Annotated in this window: 15 protein-coding genes; 7 read left to right on the top strand and 8 right to left on the bottom strand. The window is 71.1% G+C overall.

Features of this window, described 5'->3' with window-relative positions; genetic code table 11:
* Positions 1-96: 96 nt before the first annotated feature.
* On the top strand, positions 97-1,599 hold the full coding sequence (locus ACR9E9_RS06650; protein ID WP_435202913.1) for an aminopeptidase P family protein: 1,503 nt from the start codon (positions 97-99) through the stop codon (positions 1,597-1,599).
* 104 nt (positions 1,600-1,703) lie between these two features.
* On the opposite strand, the gene ACR9E9_RS06645 is transcribed toward ACR9E9_RS06650, so the two are convergent.
* On the bottom strand, positions 1,704-2,615 hold the full coding sequence (locus ACR9E9_RS06645; protein ID WP_435202911.1) for a hypothetical protein: 912 nt from the start codon (positions 2,613-2,615) through the stop codon (positions 1,704-1,706).
* Positions 2,616-2,867: 252 nt separating this feature from the next.
* Between ACR9E9_RS06645 and ACR9E9_RS06640 the strand changes: the two genes are divergently transcribed.
* A complete protein-coding gene (locus tag ACR9E9_RS06640) occupies positions 2,868-3,923 on the top strand; it encodes a MaoC family dehydratase (RefSeq protein WP_435202909.1) in 1,056 nt (351 codons plus the stop codon).
* An 88-nt stretch (positions 3,924-4,011) separates the two neighbouring features.
* Here the strand turns inward: ACR9E9_RS06640 and ACR9E9_RS06635 are convergent, their stop codons facing one another.
* Together ACR9E9_RS06635 and ACR9E9_RS06630 are read right to left on the bottom strand one after the other, a co-directional pair.
* Entirely contained in the window at positions 4,012-4,752 is a 741-nt protein-coding gene (locus ACR9E9_RS06635; RefSeq protein ID WP_435202907.1) for a PIG-L deacetylase family protein, read from the bottom strand.
* Positions 4,753-4,845: 93 nt separating this feature from the next.
* Positions 4,846-5,433, bottom strand: a complete 588-nt coding sequence (locus ACR9E9_RS06630; RefSeq protein ID WP_435202905.1) for a general stress protein — start codon at positions 5,431-5,433, stop codon at positions 4,846-4,848.
* Positions 5,434-5,512: 79 nt separating this feature from the next.
* Here ACR9E9_RS06630 and ACR9E9_RS06625 point away from each other — a divergent pair, with 79 nt between their 5' ends.
* Positions 5,513-6,877 carry a serine hydrolase domain-containing protein gene (locus ACR9E9_RS06625; protein ID WP_435202903.1) on the top strand — a complete coding sequence of 455 codons (1,365 nt, stop codon included), beginning with the start codon at positions 5,513-5,515 and terminating at the stop codon, positions 6,875-6,877.
* A 33-nt stretch (positions 6,878-6,910) separates the two neighbouring features.
* Here ACR9E9_RS06625 and ACR9E9_RS06620 read toward each other — a convergent pair whose 3' ends face one another.
* The 4 genes from ACR9E9_RS06620 to ACR9E9_RS06605 form a co-directional block, all read right to left on the bottom strand.
* Complete coding sequence (locus tag ACR9E9_RS06620; protein WP_435202901.1) at positions 6,911-8,119, bottom strand: acyl-CoA dehydrogenase family protein; 1,209 nt, start codon at positions 8,117-8,119, stop codon at positions 6,911-6,913.
* Positions 8,120-8,240: 121 nt separating this feature from the next.
* Positions 8,241-8,945, bottom strand: coding sequence for a peptidoglycan-binding protein (locus ACR9E9_RS06615; RefSeq protein ID WP_435202899.1), 705 nt, complete (start codon positions 8,943-8,945; stop codon positions 8,241-8,243).
* Positions 8,946-9,108: 163 nt separating this feature from the next.
* Entirely contained in the window at positions 9,109-9,975 is an 867-nt protein-coding gene (locus tag ACR9E9_RS06610) for an HpcH/HpaI aldolase/citrate lyase family protein (RefSeq protein WP_435202897.1), read from the bottom strand.
* A 4-nt stretch (positions 9,976-9,979) separates the two neighbouring features.
* Positions 9,980-11,062 (bottom strand): HpcH/HpaI aldolase/citrate lyase family protein, encoded by a 1,083-nt coding sequence (locus tag ACR9E9_RS06605; RefSeq protein ID WP_435202895.1) that lies wholly within the window; start codon positions 11,060-11,062, stop codon positions 9,980-9,982.
* 114 nt (positions 11,063-11,176) lie between these two features.
* Between ACR9E9_RS06605 and ACR9E9_RS06600 the strand changes: the two genes are divergently transcribed.
* The 4 genes from ACR9E9_RS06600 to ACR9E9_RS06585 all read left to right on the top strand — a co-directional run bounded on the left by ACR9E9_RS06600 (position 11,177) and on the right by ACR9E9_RS06585 (position 14,779).
* On the top strand, positions 11,177-11,692 hold the full coding sequence (locus ACR9E9_RS06600; protein WP_435202893.1) for a hypothetical protein: 516 nt from the start codon (positions 11,177-11,179) through the stop codon (positions 11,690-11,692).
* A 63-nt stretch (positions 11,693-11,755) separates the two neighbouring features.
* Positions 11,756-13,030 carry a magnesium transporter MgtE N-terminal domain-containing protein gene (locus ACR9E9_RS06595; RefSeq protein ID WP_435202891.1) on the top strand — a complete coding sequence of 425 codons (1,275 nt, stop codon included), beginning with the start codon at positions 11,756-11,758 and terminating at the stop codon, positions 13,028-13,030.
* A complete protein-coding gene (locus ACR9E9_RS06590) occupies positions 13,023-13,589 on the top strand; it encodes a DUF1003 domain-containing protein (protein ID WP_435202889.1) in 567 nt (188 codons plus the stop codon). The genes ACR9E9_RS06595 and ACR9E9_RS06590 overlap by 8 nt, the downstream gene beginning before the upstream one ends.
* A gap of 47 nt (positions 13,590-13,636) precedes the next feature.
* On the top strand, positions 13,637-14,779 hold the full coding sequence (locus tag ACR9E9_RS06585; RefSeq protein ID WP_435202887.1) for an Mrp/NBP35 family ATP-binding protein: 1,143 nt from the start codon (positions 13,637-13,639) through the stop codon (positions 14,777-14,779).
* A gap of 84 nt (positions 14,780-14,863) precedes the next feature.
* Here ACR9E9_RS06585 and ACR9E9_RS06580 read toward each other — a convergent pair whose 3' ends face one another.
* Entirely contained in the window at positions 14,864-15,241 is a 378-nt protein-coding gene (locus tag ACR9E9_RS06580) for a preprotein translocase subunit TatA (protein ID WP_435202885.1), read from the bottom strand.
* Between the last annotated feature and the right edge of the window lies 1 nt (position 15,242).

Here is a 15,242-nt window from a genome sequence, read left to right as displayed (position 1 = left end):
CACCCCTCCCCTTCGTCCGCTCCGCCGACGCTCCACTCGTCGTCCGGTCCCGCGGGCCCCCCGCGACGTGGCGCCACGTGGTGAGACGATGTGCTGATGAGTGAGGAGCAGATGCAGGCAGAGAACCGGAAGCGGCCGACGACGGATGAGTTCCGGGCCTTCGTGGCGGAGGACTGGGCGCCGCGATCGAGCGAACGACCGGCGCGCACCGAGGCCGCGACCCGCGCCGCCGCGCGGCGCGCCACCGTCTCCTCGGCGCACCAGGGCGAGCGGCTGGTCATCCCCGCGGGCGGGCTGAAGGTCCGCAGCAACGACTGCGACTACGTCTTCCGGCCGCACTCCGCCTTCGCCCACCTCACCGGCCTCGGCGCCGACCGCGAGCCGGACGCCGTGCTCGTCATGGAACCGCTCGGTGGCCCCGACGAGGACGCCGGCCACGAGGCCGCGCTGTACTTCCGCCCGCTCGCTCCGCGCGACTCGGAGGAGTTCTTCGGCGACAGCCGCTACGGCGAGTTCTGGGTGGGGGCGCGTCCCTCCATCGAGGACGTCGAGTCCGAGCTCGGCCTGACCGGCCACCACGTCGACGGCCTCGAGGACGCCATCGGCAAGGACGCCGGCCAGGTCACGGTCCGCATGGTCCGCGACGCCGACACCGGCCTCACCGCGCGCCTCGACACCGTGCGCGTCCAGGGCGGGGCGAGCGAGGAGTCGCTCGTCGAGGCCGACCACACGCTCGCCCACGGCCTCTCCCACCTGCGGATGATCAAGGACGACTGGGAGATCGAGCAGATGCAGCAGGCGGTCGACGCCACCCGCACCGGCTTCGAGGCGGTCATCGGCGAGCTGTCGAGCCTGCCCGGGCGGGGGCGCGGCGAGCGGTGGGTCGAGGGGACCTTCGGGCTCATCGCCCGCCACGAGGGCAATGGCGTCGGCTACGACTCGATCTGCGCGTCCGGTGACCACGCCAACACGCTCCACTGGATCAAGAACACCGGTGACGTCGCGGACGGCGACCTGATCCTCCTCGATGCCGGGGTCGAGCTCGACTCGCTCTTCACCGCCGACATCACCCGCACCCTGCCGGTGAGCGGCACCTTCACCGACACGCAGCGCGAGATCCACGAAGCCGTCGTCGCCGCACAGGCCGCGGGGATCGCTGCCGTGAGGCCGGGCGCGAAGTTCTCCGACGTCCACGCCGCCGCGATCCGGGTCATCGCCGAGCACCTGCACGCCTGGGGCCTGCTCCCGGAGGGGGTCTCCGTCGAGGACACCCTCGACAATGACCACGGCCAGTACCACCGCCGCTGGATGGTCCACGGCACCAGCCACCACCTCGGCATCGACGTCCACGACTGCGCGCTGGCCACCCGCGAGGAGTACATGGACGCCGAGCTCGCTCCCGGAATGGTCCTCACCGTCGAGCCGGGCCTGTACTTCAAGGCCGACGACCTCAAGGTGCCGGAGCGCTTCCGCGGCATCGGCGTCCGCCTCGAGGACGACGTCGTCGTCACGCGGGACGGCTGCCGCAACCTCTCCGGCGCGTGGCCGCACTCGGCCGACGAGATCGAGGCGTGGATCGTGGACGTCCAGGCGCGCTGACCCCCCTTCGTCCCGGGATGTCTCGGCTTGACCGGGAAACCAGTGACCGGCCGCGTCACGACCCGGCCGAGCCGGACCTGCCCGGCCACGTCTGGGTTTTCCGGTCACGCGGCCCGACGGCTGGCCCGGTGGACGAGGTCGAGCACTCGCTCGGGATCGTCGAGGTCCGCCCACACGAGGCGCACGACGACGTATCCGGCTGCGCGCAACCGGTCCTCGCGCGCCTTCTCGGACTGGAGGGCCCGCCGTCCGTCGGCGCCGCCGTACTTGAGCATCCCGTCGAACTCCACGACGACCCGCTCGCCGACGAGGAAGTCGACCCTGCCGACGAAACCCTCGCCGTCGCGGATCGTGACCTGGGTGCGCACGGGCAGTCCGAGGTCGATGAGCAGCGCGCGGGTGCGGGTCTCCCCCACCGACTCGCACCCCGGATCGGACCGCTCGATCATGGACTCGATCCGCAAGCGGCCCCTGGGCCCCAGCAGGAGCGCTCCCGCCTCGGCGACCGCCCCGGTCGTCACCGCGCCCTCGTGGAGCGCGCGATCGAGGCAGACGAGAGCCGGTATCGACCCGCACTCGGCCGCCATCTGGGCGATCGCGACGGGCAGTGGCACCACGGGTACGCCATCGGTCGAGGTGGGCGAGACGCCTGCCGGCCAGGGGTGCAGTCGTAGGCCGGAGCGGACTCGGCGACGCGGAGTCGTGCAGACGAGGTCGACGGTGGAGGTTGCCACCCCCCACAACGGCAACCCGTGGATCACCGCTGCGCTCGCGTGCGATGCGACCGCGCCGGGGCGGTCGAGCAGCACGGCACGGGTGCGCAGGGACAGCCGTCGCTCGGGTGTCGCTGCCTGCCACACCGGCCCGGCCGCGAAGAGTCCGCGCCGCAGTCGGACCAGACTCCCCTCGCGCACCAGCCGCGCGACCGTGGCCTCGTCGGCGTCGACCGCGCGCAGCTGCGTGGTCGTGCAGATCTGGCCCCTGCCCGTCAGCAGTGCCCGGATGCGTGTGTCCATCCCCGCATCCTCGCGGGAACTCCCCCTTCGCTCGCCCGGGTCATCCACAGGGGCACCGCGGTGACCGGCAAACCCTGACTCGGCCGGGACGGCGCCATCTGCCCGCGTCACGACCCGGCCAAGCCCAGTCCGGCCGGCCACCCCTGGGTTTGCCGGCCGGTGTGGCCGAGTCAACAGCCGGGCGGCCGGACCACGCACCGGGCGAAGGGGGAGGATGGCGAGGATCCCCCTTCCCACCGAAAGGCCTCGCGCATGCCCACCAAGACCGTCCCCGGCAACTACTTCGAGGACTTCTCGATCGGCCAGGAGATCCGGCACGCGACGCCGCGCACGGTGACCGACGGCGACATCGCGCTCTACACCGGGTTGTACGGCTCGCGCTTCGCCGCGACGAGCGCCTCGACCTTCGCCGAGTCGATGGGCTTCGAGCGGATGCCGGTGGACAGCCTGCTGGCCTTCCACCTCGTCTTCGGCAAGTCCGTCCCGGACATCTCGCTCAACGCCGTGGCCAACCTCGGCTATGCCGGTGGCCGCTTCGGCGCCCCGCTGCACGTCGGCGACACGGTGACGACGACCTCGACGGTCATCGGCCTGAAGGAGAACTCCAACGGCAGGACCGGGGTCGTCCACGTCAACTCGGTCGGGGTCAACCAGCGCGGCGAGATGGTCGTCGACTACGTCCGTTGGGTCATGGTGCACAAGAAGGACCCGGCCTCCCCGGCCCCCGAGACGGTCATCCCGGACCTGCCGGGAGCCGTCGCCGCCGACGACCTGCTCGTCCCCTTCGACCTGACCGGCCGTGACTACGACGTGGACCTCGCCGGCAGCCCCTTCCTCTGGGACGACTACGAGGTCGGCGAGCGCATCGACCACCTCGACGGCATGACCATCGAGGAGAGCGACCACATGCTCGCGACGCGGCTGTACCAGAACACCGCGAAGGTCCACTTCAACCAGCACGCGCAGGGGCAGTCGACGATCGGGCGCCGGCTCATCTACGGCGGTCACATCATCTCCCTGGCGCGTTCGCTGTCCTTCAACGGACTGGCCAACGGCCAGATGATCGCCGCGATCAATGCCGGCGCGCACGCCAACCCGACCTTCGCCGGGGACACGATCTACGCCTGGTCCGAGGTGCTCGAGCGGATCGAGCTGCCCGGACGCACCGACGTCGGGGCCCTGCGCCTGCGCACCGTGGCGACCAAGGACACCCCGTGCGCGGACTTCCCCCTGCGCGACGAGGACGGGAAGTACCTGCCCCGGGTCGTCCTCGACCTCGATTACACGGTGCTCATCCCCCGCCGCTGAGCACTCCCTCTGCCTATGGACAGGGACATGGACATCGGGCCCGGATGTATCCGGGCCCGATGTCGATGTCCGGGGTGCGAAGGGTGGCCTAGCGCGGGTAGACCTCGAGCAGCAGCGCGTGGCCGACCGCCGGGTCATCGACCCGCTCGCCACCCTGCCCGAGGATGGTGCCGAGCAGCTGCGCCGGCGTGGGGAAGTCCTCGGGCAGCGCGGCGTTGTACAGCCGGTGCTCCTCGAGCGACTCGACGGCGTCGTCGAGGTGCCCGGTGACGTCGACGTAGTGCGTGGGCGCCGGGCCGGCGGCGACGGCAACCGCGCTGGCCTTCCACGGCTCGAGCCCGTCGTCGGCCAGCTCGGGGAAGATCCACCGGTTGCCCGCGTCGGCCGTCGCATCGAGTGCGGCCAGTCCGACGGCCCGGTGATCGGCCTGGTTGAGGTTGCCCGCGGCGAAGGTCTCCGCGTGGGTGAGGGTGATGACGAGGTCGGGTCGGGTCCGCCGGATGGCCGCGGCGATGTCGCGGCGCAGCGCCACGCCGTACTCGATGACGCCGTCCTGGTGCTCACCGAACTCGACCGAGTCGACACCGACGACGGACGCGCTGGCCCGCTCCTCGTCGGCACGTGCGGGAGCGGCATCGACGGGGTCCATCGTGTCGATGCCTGCCTCGCCGCGGGTCAGGAGGTAGTAGCTCACGCGCTTGCCGGCGGTGGTCCACCTGGCGACGGCGGCGGCCATGCCGTACTCGATGTCGTCGGGGTGGGCGACGACGCAGAGGACGGAGTCGAAGGTGGTCTCGTCGAGGGCGGCCAGGGCAGGCTGGGTGGTCACGGGAGCGACGCTAGCCATCCGCGGCCGATCCGGCCACCAGGCACCGGTTCCGTCCCGGCCGGTGGCGAAGGGGAGGTCCCTCCCCTTCGTCGGTCAGGTGGCGGTCTGCCCGCCCTGCTCGCGGTCCATGCGCTCCTGCTCGGCGCGGGCCTGGGCCTGTGACCGGCGCAGCTTTTCCTGGGCGGCACGCATCGGGTCGAGCTCGTCGAGCAGCTCGCGGGCCCGCTGCGCGTGCCGGTGCTCGGTGAGGACCTCGTAGCGGGAGGCGACGACCTGGCTGACCGAGGTGAAGTCGCGCTCGCCGCCGGTGGACCGGTAGCCGAGCCACGCCCAGACCAGACCGAAGACGGCACCGATGAGGACCGTGGAGACCATCCGCTGGAGGAGGCCCTCGCCGCCGTCGAACATCGCGAAGATCACCCCGACGAAGACTCCGATCCAGATACCCGACAGCAGACCGCCGAGGAGCACCTTGCGCGTGGTCAGGCGCCCGCTGACCCGCTCGACCTGCTTGAGGTCGGTGCCGACGATCATGACGTCCTCGACCGGGAACTCCTTGTCCGCGAGGAAGTCCACCGCCCGCTGGGCCTCGGCATAGGTGTCATAGGTGCTGAGCGACACCGGATACTCCAGCCCGAGCCGGTTCTCCATCCGTGCCGCCAAGTGTGGCTGCGTACTCATGCACCCAGTGTCCCACTCTTCCGGGCGCGCCACGGCCACACCCACACCCCGTGTTCGGGCTCTGGCAGGGTGGCGAGCCATGACCGGTCCCGCGCTGCTGCCGCTGACGACCCGACGACTGGACCGGAGTGCGGCGGTCCGCCAGTCCTCCGGCCGGATCCCCTCCCTCGTCATGGGGGTGGCGCGCGACGGGGACCTCGTGTGGTCCAGCGGGCGGGGCACCTTCGCCGCCGGTGTCGACCCACTCGACGTGCAGTACCGCATCGGCTCGATCACCAAGACCGTCGTCGCCGTCGCCGTGATGCGGCTGCGCGATGCCGGGCGCCTGAGACTGGGCGACCCGATCGGCGAGCACGTGCCGGACACCCCCTTCGCGGACCGGACCATCGCGGAGCTGCTGACCCACACCGCCGGCCTCTCGGCCGAGCCCCCGGGGCCGTGGTGGGAGCGCTCCCCCGGGCCGGACCGCGACGGCCTGCACGAGGCGATGCGCACCGGCGCCGTGCTCGACCGCGCCGGCCGCCACGTGCACTACTCCAACCTCGGCTTCGCCGTGCTCGGACAGCTCGTCGAGCGCCTCACCGGCCGTGGCTGGGTCGAGGTCGTCAGCGAGGAGGTCCTCGCGCCGTTGCAGATGCGGCGCACGACGGCCCTGCCGGTCACTCCCTTCGCCACCGGGTACGCCGTCCACCCCCACGCCGACGTCCTCCTGCCCGAGGCGGTCCAGGACACCCGGGCGATGGGCCCTGCCGGTCAGCTGTGGTCGAGCCTGCCGGACCTGGCGCGGTGGGCGTCCTTCATCGCGGGCGACACCGGGGACGTGCTGTCCACCGACACGCTCGAGGAGATGTGCAGCCCGACCGCGCTCGTCGACGACGGGACGTGGACCCGGGCGCGAGGGCTCGGCCTCGAGATCAGTCGTGAGGGCGGCCGGACCCTGGTCGGCCACGGAGGGTCCATGCCCGGTTTCCAGGCCGGCGTCCGCGTCGACCGCGAGCGGACGACCGGCGTCGTGATGATGCTCAACTGCACCACCCCCGACGCGGTGACCGGGGCCGAGGATCCCTTCGACGTCCTCGAGGACTGCGAGCCCCACCTGCCGCCGGTCTGGACGGCCCGGGACAGCGTCCCCGCCGACCTGCTCTCGCTCACCGGGGCGTGGTTCTGGGGCACGTCGGAGGGCGTGCTGCGGGTGCTCCCCGACGGCTGGCTGCGGCTCGACCGCCTCTCGGGGATGCTCTCCGAGAGTGACTTCCGCCCGACGGGTGAGGACACCTGGGTCGGGCTGCACGGCTACTTCCGGGGCGAGGCGCTCACCGTGGTCCGTGGCGCCGACGGCACACCGCACCACCTCGACATCGCGACCTTCGTCCTCACGCGGCGCCCGTACGACCCGGGCGACGTCATCCCCGGCGGCCTGGGTGCCGGCTGGCCCACCGCCTGAGCCACCCGCTGTGCGTGGCTGTGGGCCGGGACGTCAACCCTTGGTCGGGTAGTCCTTGAGGATGCTCTTGCCGATGATCATCTTCTGGATCTCGGCCGTGCCCTCACCGATGAGCAGCATCGGGGCCTCGCGGTAGAGGCGCTCGATCTCGTACTCCTTGGTGTACCCGAAGCCACCGTGGATGCGGAAGGACTGCTCGACGACGTCGGCGCAGTACTCGGCGGCCATGTACTTCGCCATGCCCGCCTCGAGGTCGTTGCGCTCGCCCTTGTCCTTCAGCCGGGCGGCCTTGACCATCAGCTGGTGACCGGCCTCGACCTTGGCCGCCATGTCGGCGATGCGGAAGAGGATGCCCTGGTGCTCGACGATCTTCTTGCCGAAGGTCTCGCGCTGCTGGGCGTAGTCGATCCCGAGCTCGAAGGCGCGCATCATCAGGCCGCACGCGCGCGAGGCGACGTTGACGCGGCCGACCTCGACGCCGTCCATCATCTGGTAGAAGCCCTTGCCGGGCTCGCCACCGAGGAGCTGGGCGGTCGTGGTCCGGTGATCCTGGAAGATCATCTCCGTGGTGTCGACGCCCTTGTAGCCCATCTTCTCGATCTTGCCGGGGATGGTGACGCCCTGGGCGGTCTCGCCGAAGCCCTCGGTCTTGTCGATGAGGAAGGTCGACATGTTCTTGTGCGGGGTGTCGGCCCCGAGGTCGGTCCGGCAGAGCACGGCGACGAGGTTGGCGGAGCCACCATTGGTCAGCCACATCTTCTGGCCGTTGATGGTCCAGCTCTCACCGTCGCCGCCGTCCTCACGCACGGCCTTGGTCTTGATCCCGGCGACGTCCGAGCCGAGGGCCGGCTCACTCATCGAGAAGGCGCCCCGGATCTCGCCGGTGGCCATCTTGGGCAGGTAGCGCTGCCGCTGCTCATCGGTCCCGTGCTTGAGGATCATCCAGGCCACGATGAAGTGGGTGTTGATGATCCCGGAGACGGGCATCCAGCCGCGGGCGATCTCCTCGACGCACAGCGCGTAGGTCAGCAGCGACTCGCCGAGACCGCCGAACTCCTCGGGGATCATCAGGCCGAAGATCCCCATGTCCTTCATCTGGTCGACGATCTTTTGCGGGTACTCGTCGGCGTGCTCCAGCTCCTGGGCCACCGGGATGATCTGCTCGTCGACGAACTCCTTGACCAGCTTGAGCAGGTCCTGCTGCTCCTCGGTCAGTCCATCGGTCGTCTGCAGTCGTGACATGCGCGTGAAACCTCGTTGCGTCGGGAGCAGGGATCGGCCCCAGTATCCCAGTCCGCACCCGGCGTCGCCATGGCGTCCACAGGTGTCCTCGGCCACGCCGGCCGGTGACGAAGGGGGTGGGTCAGTACACCTTGACGGTGCGACCGATCGGCGCGAGGTTCTTCCACCAGATGTAGTTGATCGCCCGGTCGCTCAGGCGCGCGCAGCCGTGCGAGGCCGGGTAGCCCGGGATCGAGGGTGAGCCGTGGATGGCGATGCCGCCGTTGAAGAACCGCGGACGCCACAGCTGACCGAGCGGGGCATTGCGCATGCCGTTGACCACCCAGGAGAACCGGTAGGTCCCCGACGGGGTCGTCGCATACAGGTAGCGGCCCGAGGTGCTCGACCAGTACCGGTTGCCGTTGCCCGTGCTCGTGTTGAACACCCACTGCGCCCACCCCCACCGGGCGACGATCTGCAACTGGCGGCGCTTGTCGATCTCGAAGGCCGACGTCGTGCGCGGCCGCGGGGTCCTCGGGTTGTAGATCGCCGCCCACGTGTTGGGGCCGACGATCCCGTCGCGGCCCAGCCCGTGCACCTTCTGCAGGGCCATGACCGCCTGCTGGGTGGTGTCGTCGTAGGTGCCGTTGGGCGAGCGCACCCAGTAGTGGGCCCCGAGCAGGCGCCGTTGGACGTTCTGCACCCACCACCCCCTGTCCCCCTGGCGCAGCCGGTCCGGCCGGGCCGCCCGCGCGTCCTCACCGGCCGTGACGACGAGGCCACCGGCGAGGGCGGTCGCGGCAGCGGCACGGAACATGTCCCGACGATCGAGCGAGATGGCGTCCATGATGGTTCCCCCCTGGATGTGTTCTTCGTGCCCCCGCAGCCGTCCGGGCGGTGCCCGCAGGTGCGTGGGGTTGAGAAAAAACATAGCGCGGGCCGGGGCGATGCACCATGGATATCCACAGGCGCCACCCCGGCCCGCGCCGGATGTGATCGATCCGTGACGGTCAGGACCTGGCGAGGATCGCCTCGTGCGTCGAGAGCACGCGACGGGCGATGTCCACGTGGAGGTTCTCGATCATCTTGCCGTTGAAGGTCACGACGCCCGTCCCGGCGCCGTCCTCCCAGGCCGCGAGGATCCCCTTCGCCTCCTCGACCGCCTCCTCGCTCGGGGCGAAGGTCGAGTTGCACACCTCCACCTGACCGGGGTGGATCAGGGTCTTGCCGTCGAAACCCATGTCGCGACCCTGCTCGCACTCGCGGGTGAAGCCCTCGAGGTCCTTGACCGCGTTGTACACGCCGTCGAGGACCGCGATGCCGGACTCGCGCGCCCCGAGCAGCGCCCACGACAACGAGGTGAGAAGGGGGGCCCTGCCCGGCACGTGGTCGGCCTGGAGCTCCTTGACGAGGTCGTTGGTGCCCATGACGAGGACGGCGAGCCGGTCGGAGGCCCGGGCGATCTCGCGGACGTTGAAGATCGCGGCGGGCGTCTCGATCATCGCCCAGAGCGTGGTGTGCTCCGGGGCGCCCGCGGACTCCATCGCCGCGACGAGCGCACGCACCTCGTCGGCGGTGTTGACCTTGGGCACGACGATGCCGGCGGGGCCGGCCTGCGACGCGGCGGCCAGGTCGTCGTCGTGCCACCGGGTCCCGATGCCGTTGACGCGGATCGTCAGCTCCCGGTCTCCGTACTCGCCGGACTGCACCGCGGCACAAGCGGCTTCGCGGGCGGCGGGCTTGTCATCCGGGCCCACCGCGTCCTCGAGGTCGAGGATCAGGGCGTCGACGGGCAGGGTCTTCGCCTTGTCCAGCGCGCGGGCATTGGAGCTGGGCATGTACAGCACGGACCGTCGTGGCCGGTAGGTCTCGCTCATGGGTTCAGGCCTCCTGCTCGGGCTGCGCGTAGAGCGTGGCCAGCTCGGGGTCGTTGGCGGAGAGTCGCTCGGCGAGCTCGAGGATGACCATGCACTGCTTGTAGCTCGCGTCGTCCTCCATCTTCCCGTCGATCATCACCGCGCCGGAGCCGTCGCCCATGGCGTCCTTGACCCGGCGGGCGTGCGCGACGTCCTCCGCGGAGGGGCTGAAGACCCGCTTGGCGATCTCGATCTGCACCGGGTGCAGGCTCCACGCGCCGACGCAGCCGAGGAGGAAGGCGTTGCGGAACTGGTCCTCGCAGGCGACGGTGTCCTTGATGTCACCGAAGGGTCCGTAGAAGGGGAAGATCCCGTGCATCGCGCAGGCGTCAACCATCCGGGCGATCGTGTAGTGCCACAGGTCCTGCTGGAAGACCGTGCGCTGCCCCTGGTAGTCGGGGCTCCCGTCCGGACCCTTGGTCGGGTCCTGGCGCACGAGGTAGCCCGGGTGCCCACCCCCGACGCGGGTGGTCTTCATCCGGCGGTCGGCGGCGAGGTCGGCCGGGCCGAGCGAGATGCCCTGCATGCGCGGGCTGGCGCCGGCGATCTCCTCGACATTGGCCACGCCACGGGCGGTCTCGAGGATCGCGTGGACGAGGATCGGGCGCTGCACGCCCCCCTTCGCCTCGAGCTGGGCGAGGATCCGGTCGACGTAGTGGATGTCCTCGGGGCCCTGGACCTTCGGGACCATGATGACGTCGAGCGTGTCGCCGATCTCGGTGACCAGCCGCGTGAGGTCGTCGAGGACCCAGGGGCTGTCGAGGGCGTTGACCCGCGTCCACAGCTGGGTGTGCTCGCCGAAGTCGGTGGCCCTGGCGATCGTCACCAGGCCCTCGCGGGCGGCCTCCTTCTGGTCGGCCTTGACGGCGTCCTCGAGGTTGCCGAGGAGCACGTCGGAGACGCCCACCATGTCAGGGACCTTCGCGGCCATCTTCTCGTTGCTCGGGTCGAAGAAGTGGATCATCCGGCTGGGGCGGGCCGGCACCTCACGGACGGGGGTGGGGGCACCCACCGCGAGGGGGGCGAAAAAGTCCTTGGCGCTGCGCATGTGGTGGCTCGGGTCCTCTCGGGAGACGGCGACGGGGGCGATCGCCTCGCAACCTAGCAGCGAGGCCGGGACACGAGTCATGACGCAGATCACGGGCGGCCCTAGGGTGAGGTCATGACCGAGGTCAACCTCTCCGCGCTGACGACGGAGGCCCTGAACAAGTCCGACGTGCTGTGGTTGCGCACGGGTGGGCGCGACCGGGCCACGTGGTTCGCGACCGGCGAGGACCGGCTCGCCGGACAGGTCCTGCTCGTCTCCGGCGGACCCGAGCCCGACCTCGGTGACCTGCCCGAGCAGGTGGAGATCCTCCTGCGCAGCAAGGTCACCGGCGGCCGCCTGCTCACCCTGCGTGCCCGCGCCGAGGGCCTCACGCCGGCCAGCCCGGCCTGGGAGCCGGCCGCCCACGCCCTGCTCGGCGAGCGCCTCAACGCCCCCGCCGGCCTCGTCGACAGGTGGCGGGAGGAGTCCAGGCTCTGGGCGCTCGCCCCCTTCGGCGCCCCGGCCCAGTCGCCCGGGCACCCCGGGCCCGAGGCCACCGCCCGCGTCGCCACCCGCACCACCACGGGCGAAGGGGGCACGCGGCCCCGTCGCCCGTGGCACCTCGGCGGCCGGTCCCGCCGCACGACCTGACCCGCTCCCGGCCCCGGGACGAGCGCGTCCGCCGCACGGACCGGTCGTGGTTAGGCTGGCCACGTGAGTGCTCCCTCCCGGTTCTTCGTCGCGCGCCTGGCGAGCCTCAACGTCTTCGACCCCCTCGGGGACCAGGTCGGCCGGGTGCGCGATGTCGTCGTCACCTTCTCCGCCTCCCGGCGACCTCGGGTCATCGGGATCGTCGTCGAGGTCCCCGGCCGGCGTCGGGTCTTCGTCCCGATGACCCGGGTGACCTCCGTCGAGGGGGGCCAGGTCATCACCACCGGTCTGGTCAACATGCGCCGCTTCGAAAAGCGCGCCACCGAGACCCTCGTCCTCGCCGAGCTGCTCGAGCGTCCGGTCACCGTGCGCACCGACGACGGCCCGATCGAGGCGACGGTCGAGGACATCGGTGTCGAGCAGGCCGCCAACCGCAACTGGTCGGTGACCAAGGTCTTCGTCCGCGGTGGCCGCAAGTCCCGCAGGGGCCTGCTCGTGCGGCGGCGCGGCGAGACCTTCACCGTGCCCATCGAGGACGTCACCGGCCTGTCGGAGCGGGCCAGCGCCGCGGAGCACTCCGCCGTCAAGCTCCTCGAGTCCGTCGAGGACCTCAAGGTCGCCGACCTCGCCGAGGTCGTCGCCGACCTCGCCCCCGAGCGACGCGAGGCCGTCGTCGCGGCCCTCGACGACGACCGGCTCGCCGACATCCTCCAGGAGCTCGGTGACATCGACCGCGCCGCGATCCTCGCGACCCTGACCCAGGGTCGCGCTGCGGACGTCCTCGAGGCGATGGACCCCGACGACGCGGCCGACCTGCTCGCCGCACTCCCCCCGGAGCGCGCGGAGACCCTCCTGCAGCTGATGCAGCCCGACGACGCCGAGCCGCTGCGGCGACTGCTCAGCTACGACGAGAACACCGCCGGTGGCCTCATGACGACCGAGCCGGTGATCCTCGCCCCCGAGGACAGCGTCGCGGAGGCCCTCGCGGTCGTGCGCCGCGAGGAGATCACCGCGGGTCTGGCGACGACCGTCTTCGTCTGCCGCCCACCGTTGGAGACGCCGACCGGCAAGTACCTCGGGATGATCCACCTGCAACGACTGCTGCGCGAGCCACCCCACGAGAGCATCGGTCGCTACCTCGACAAGGCGATCGACCCCCTTCGTCCCGAGGAGCCGCTCGGCCGCGTCACCCGCACCCTGGCCACCTACAACCTCATCGCCGCGCCGGTGGTCGACGAGCAGGAGCACCTGCTCGGTGCGGTCACGGTCGACGACGTGCTCGACCACATCCTCCCGGAGGACTGGCGCGAGGACCGCCACGAAGTGACCGATGAGTGACCGCGACCGCCGCGCGACCCCCACGACCCGCGTCGACACCCCCCAGGAGGTGCGCCGTCACCTGATCCGGCGCCCCTCGGGGATGTCCAACGAGGCCTTCGGGGTCGTCTCGGAGAAGTTCGCCCGGTTCATGGGCACCCCGCGCTTCCTCATCTGGATGTCGATCTTCGTCGTCGTGTGGCTGGTGTGGAACACCTTCGCCCCCTCGGGGGCGCAGTTCGACCCGCGGGCGCTGAACTACACGCTGCTCACGCTCATCCTCTCGCTGCAGGCGTCCTACGCAGCCCCGCTGATCCTCCTCGCGCAGAACCGCCAGGACGACCGCGACCGGGTCGCCCTGGAGCAGGACCGGGTCCAGGCGGAGCGGGCGCTCGCCGACACCGAGTACCTCACCCGTGAGGTCGCGGCCCTGCGGATCGCCCTGCGTGACGCCGCCACCCGCGACTTCATCCGCAGCGAGCTGCGCGACCTGCTCGAGGAGATGGAGACCAAGGGGCTCGAGGTCCGCCGCCGCGAGGAGGACGAGCGGGCGAAGGGCGAGCCCGGTCCGACCTGGTGAGCTGATCCGCGTTTCGGTGGCGTCGGCAGCCGACCTACCATGGAGGAATGGCCTCCCACCCCACGATCACCGACGAGCAGCTGCGCGCGGCGCTCGAGACGGTCATCGACCCTGAGATCCGCCGCCCCATCACGGAGCTCGGCATGGTCGAGACGGCCGCCGTCGACGCCGACGGGCTCGCGACCGTCACCATCCTGCTGACCATCTCCGGCTGTCCGATGAAGGACACCCTGACGAAGGACACCGACAAGGCGCTGCGCGGCGTCGAGGGCGTCACGGACGTCTCGGTCACGCTCGGGGTGATGAACGACGAGCAGCGCACCGAGCTGAAGAACCACCTGCGCGGTGGCCAGGCGGAGAAGGAGATCCCCTTCGCCCAGCCCGGCAGCCTGACCCGTGTCTACGCGATCGCCTCCGGCAAGGGCGGGGTCGGCAAGTCCTCGATCACCGCCAACCTCGCCGCGAGCCTCGTCGAGGAGGGTCTGAAGGTCGGCGTCGTCGACGCCGACATCTACGGCTTCTCCATCCCCCGGATGCTCGGTGTGACCCACCCGCCGACGCAGGTCGACGACATGATCCTGCCGCCGATCGCCTCGGGCGTGAAGGTCATCTCCATCGGGATGTTCGTCCCCGGCAACCAGCCGGTCGTCTGGCGCGGCCCGATGCTGCACCGCGCGTTGCAGCAGTTCCTCGGCGACGTCTTCTGGGGCGACCTCGACGTCCTGCTGCTCGACCTGCCGCCCGGCACCGGCGACATCGCGATCTCCATCGCCCAGCTCATCCCCAACAGCGAGATCCTCGTCGTGACCACCCCGCAGCAGGCGGCCGCCGAGGTCGCCGAGCGGGCCGGCGCGATCGCCATGCAGACCCACCAGCGCCTCGTCGGTGTCATCGAGAACATGTCGTGGCTCGAGCTGCCCGACGGCAGCCGGCAGGAGCTCTTCGGCTCCGGTGGCGGCCAGGCGGTCGCCGACTCGCTCACTCGTACCGTCGGCGCCGACGTGCCCCTGCTCGGGCAGATCCCGATCGACGTCTCGCTGCGCGAGGGCTCCGACCACGGCGACCCGGTCGTCAGCTCCAACCCCGACGGCCCCGCAGCCGTGGCGCTGCGCGGCATCGCGCGGGGCATCTCGACCCGCTCGCGCGGCCTCGCCGGTCGCAGCCTCGGGCTCACCCCCATGGGCAGCTAGCGCACGGAGCGACCCGTCGCTCGACCCCGGGGCCACCCCCCTTCGCACGGACGAAGGGGGGTGGCCCCGGGTCGTGCCGGGGTGTCAGGTCGCCTCGTCGTCCCAGGGCGTACCGCCGGCGCCCGTCGGGGCCAGCGGAGCCTCGTCCTCGGACGGTGCCGCGCCGTCGGCGGTGGACGAGGGCGGGTCGTCGAGGCTGAAGGCGTCCTCGAGCGGCTCCATGAGGGCCTGCTTGACGATCCGGCGCGGGTCGTACTGACGCGGGTCGTACTGGCGCCAGTCGAGGTCCTCGTACTCGGGGCCCATCTGGTCCTTGAGCTGGACCTTCGCGTCGTTGGCCATGCGACGCAGGCGCACGACGAGCCGGGCGAGCTTGGCCGCGTACTCGGGCATCCGGGCCGGGCCGAGGATGATGAAGGCCAAGACGATGAGGAGGATGAACTCCCAGCCGTTCACGGGCATC

It is taken from the genome of Janibacter sp. GS2 (assembly GCF_051200835.1).
In the GTDB taxonomy this organism is placed as follows: Bacteria; Actinomycetota; Actinomycetes; order Actinomycetales; family Dermatophilaceae; genus Janibacter.
This window is presented reverse-complemented; position numbering and strand designations above follow the sequence as displayed.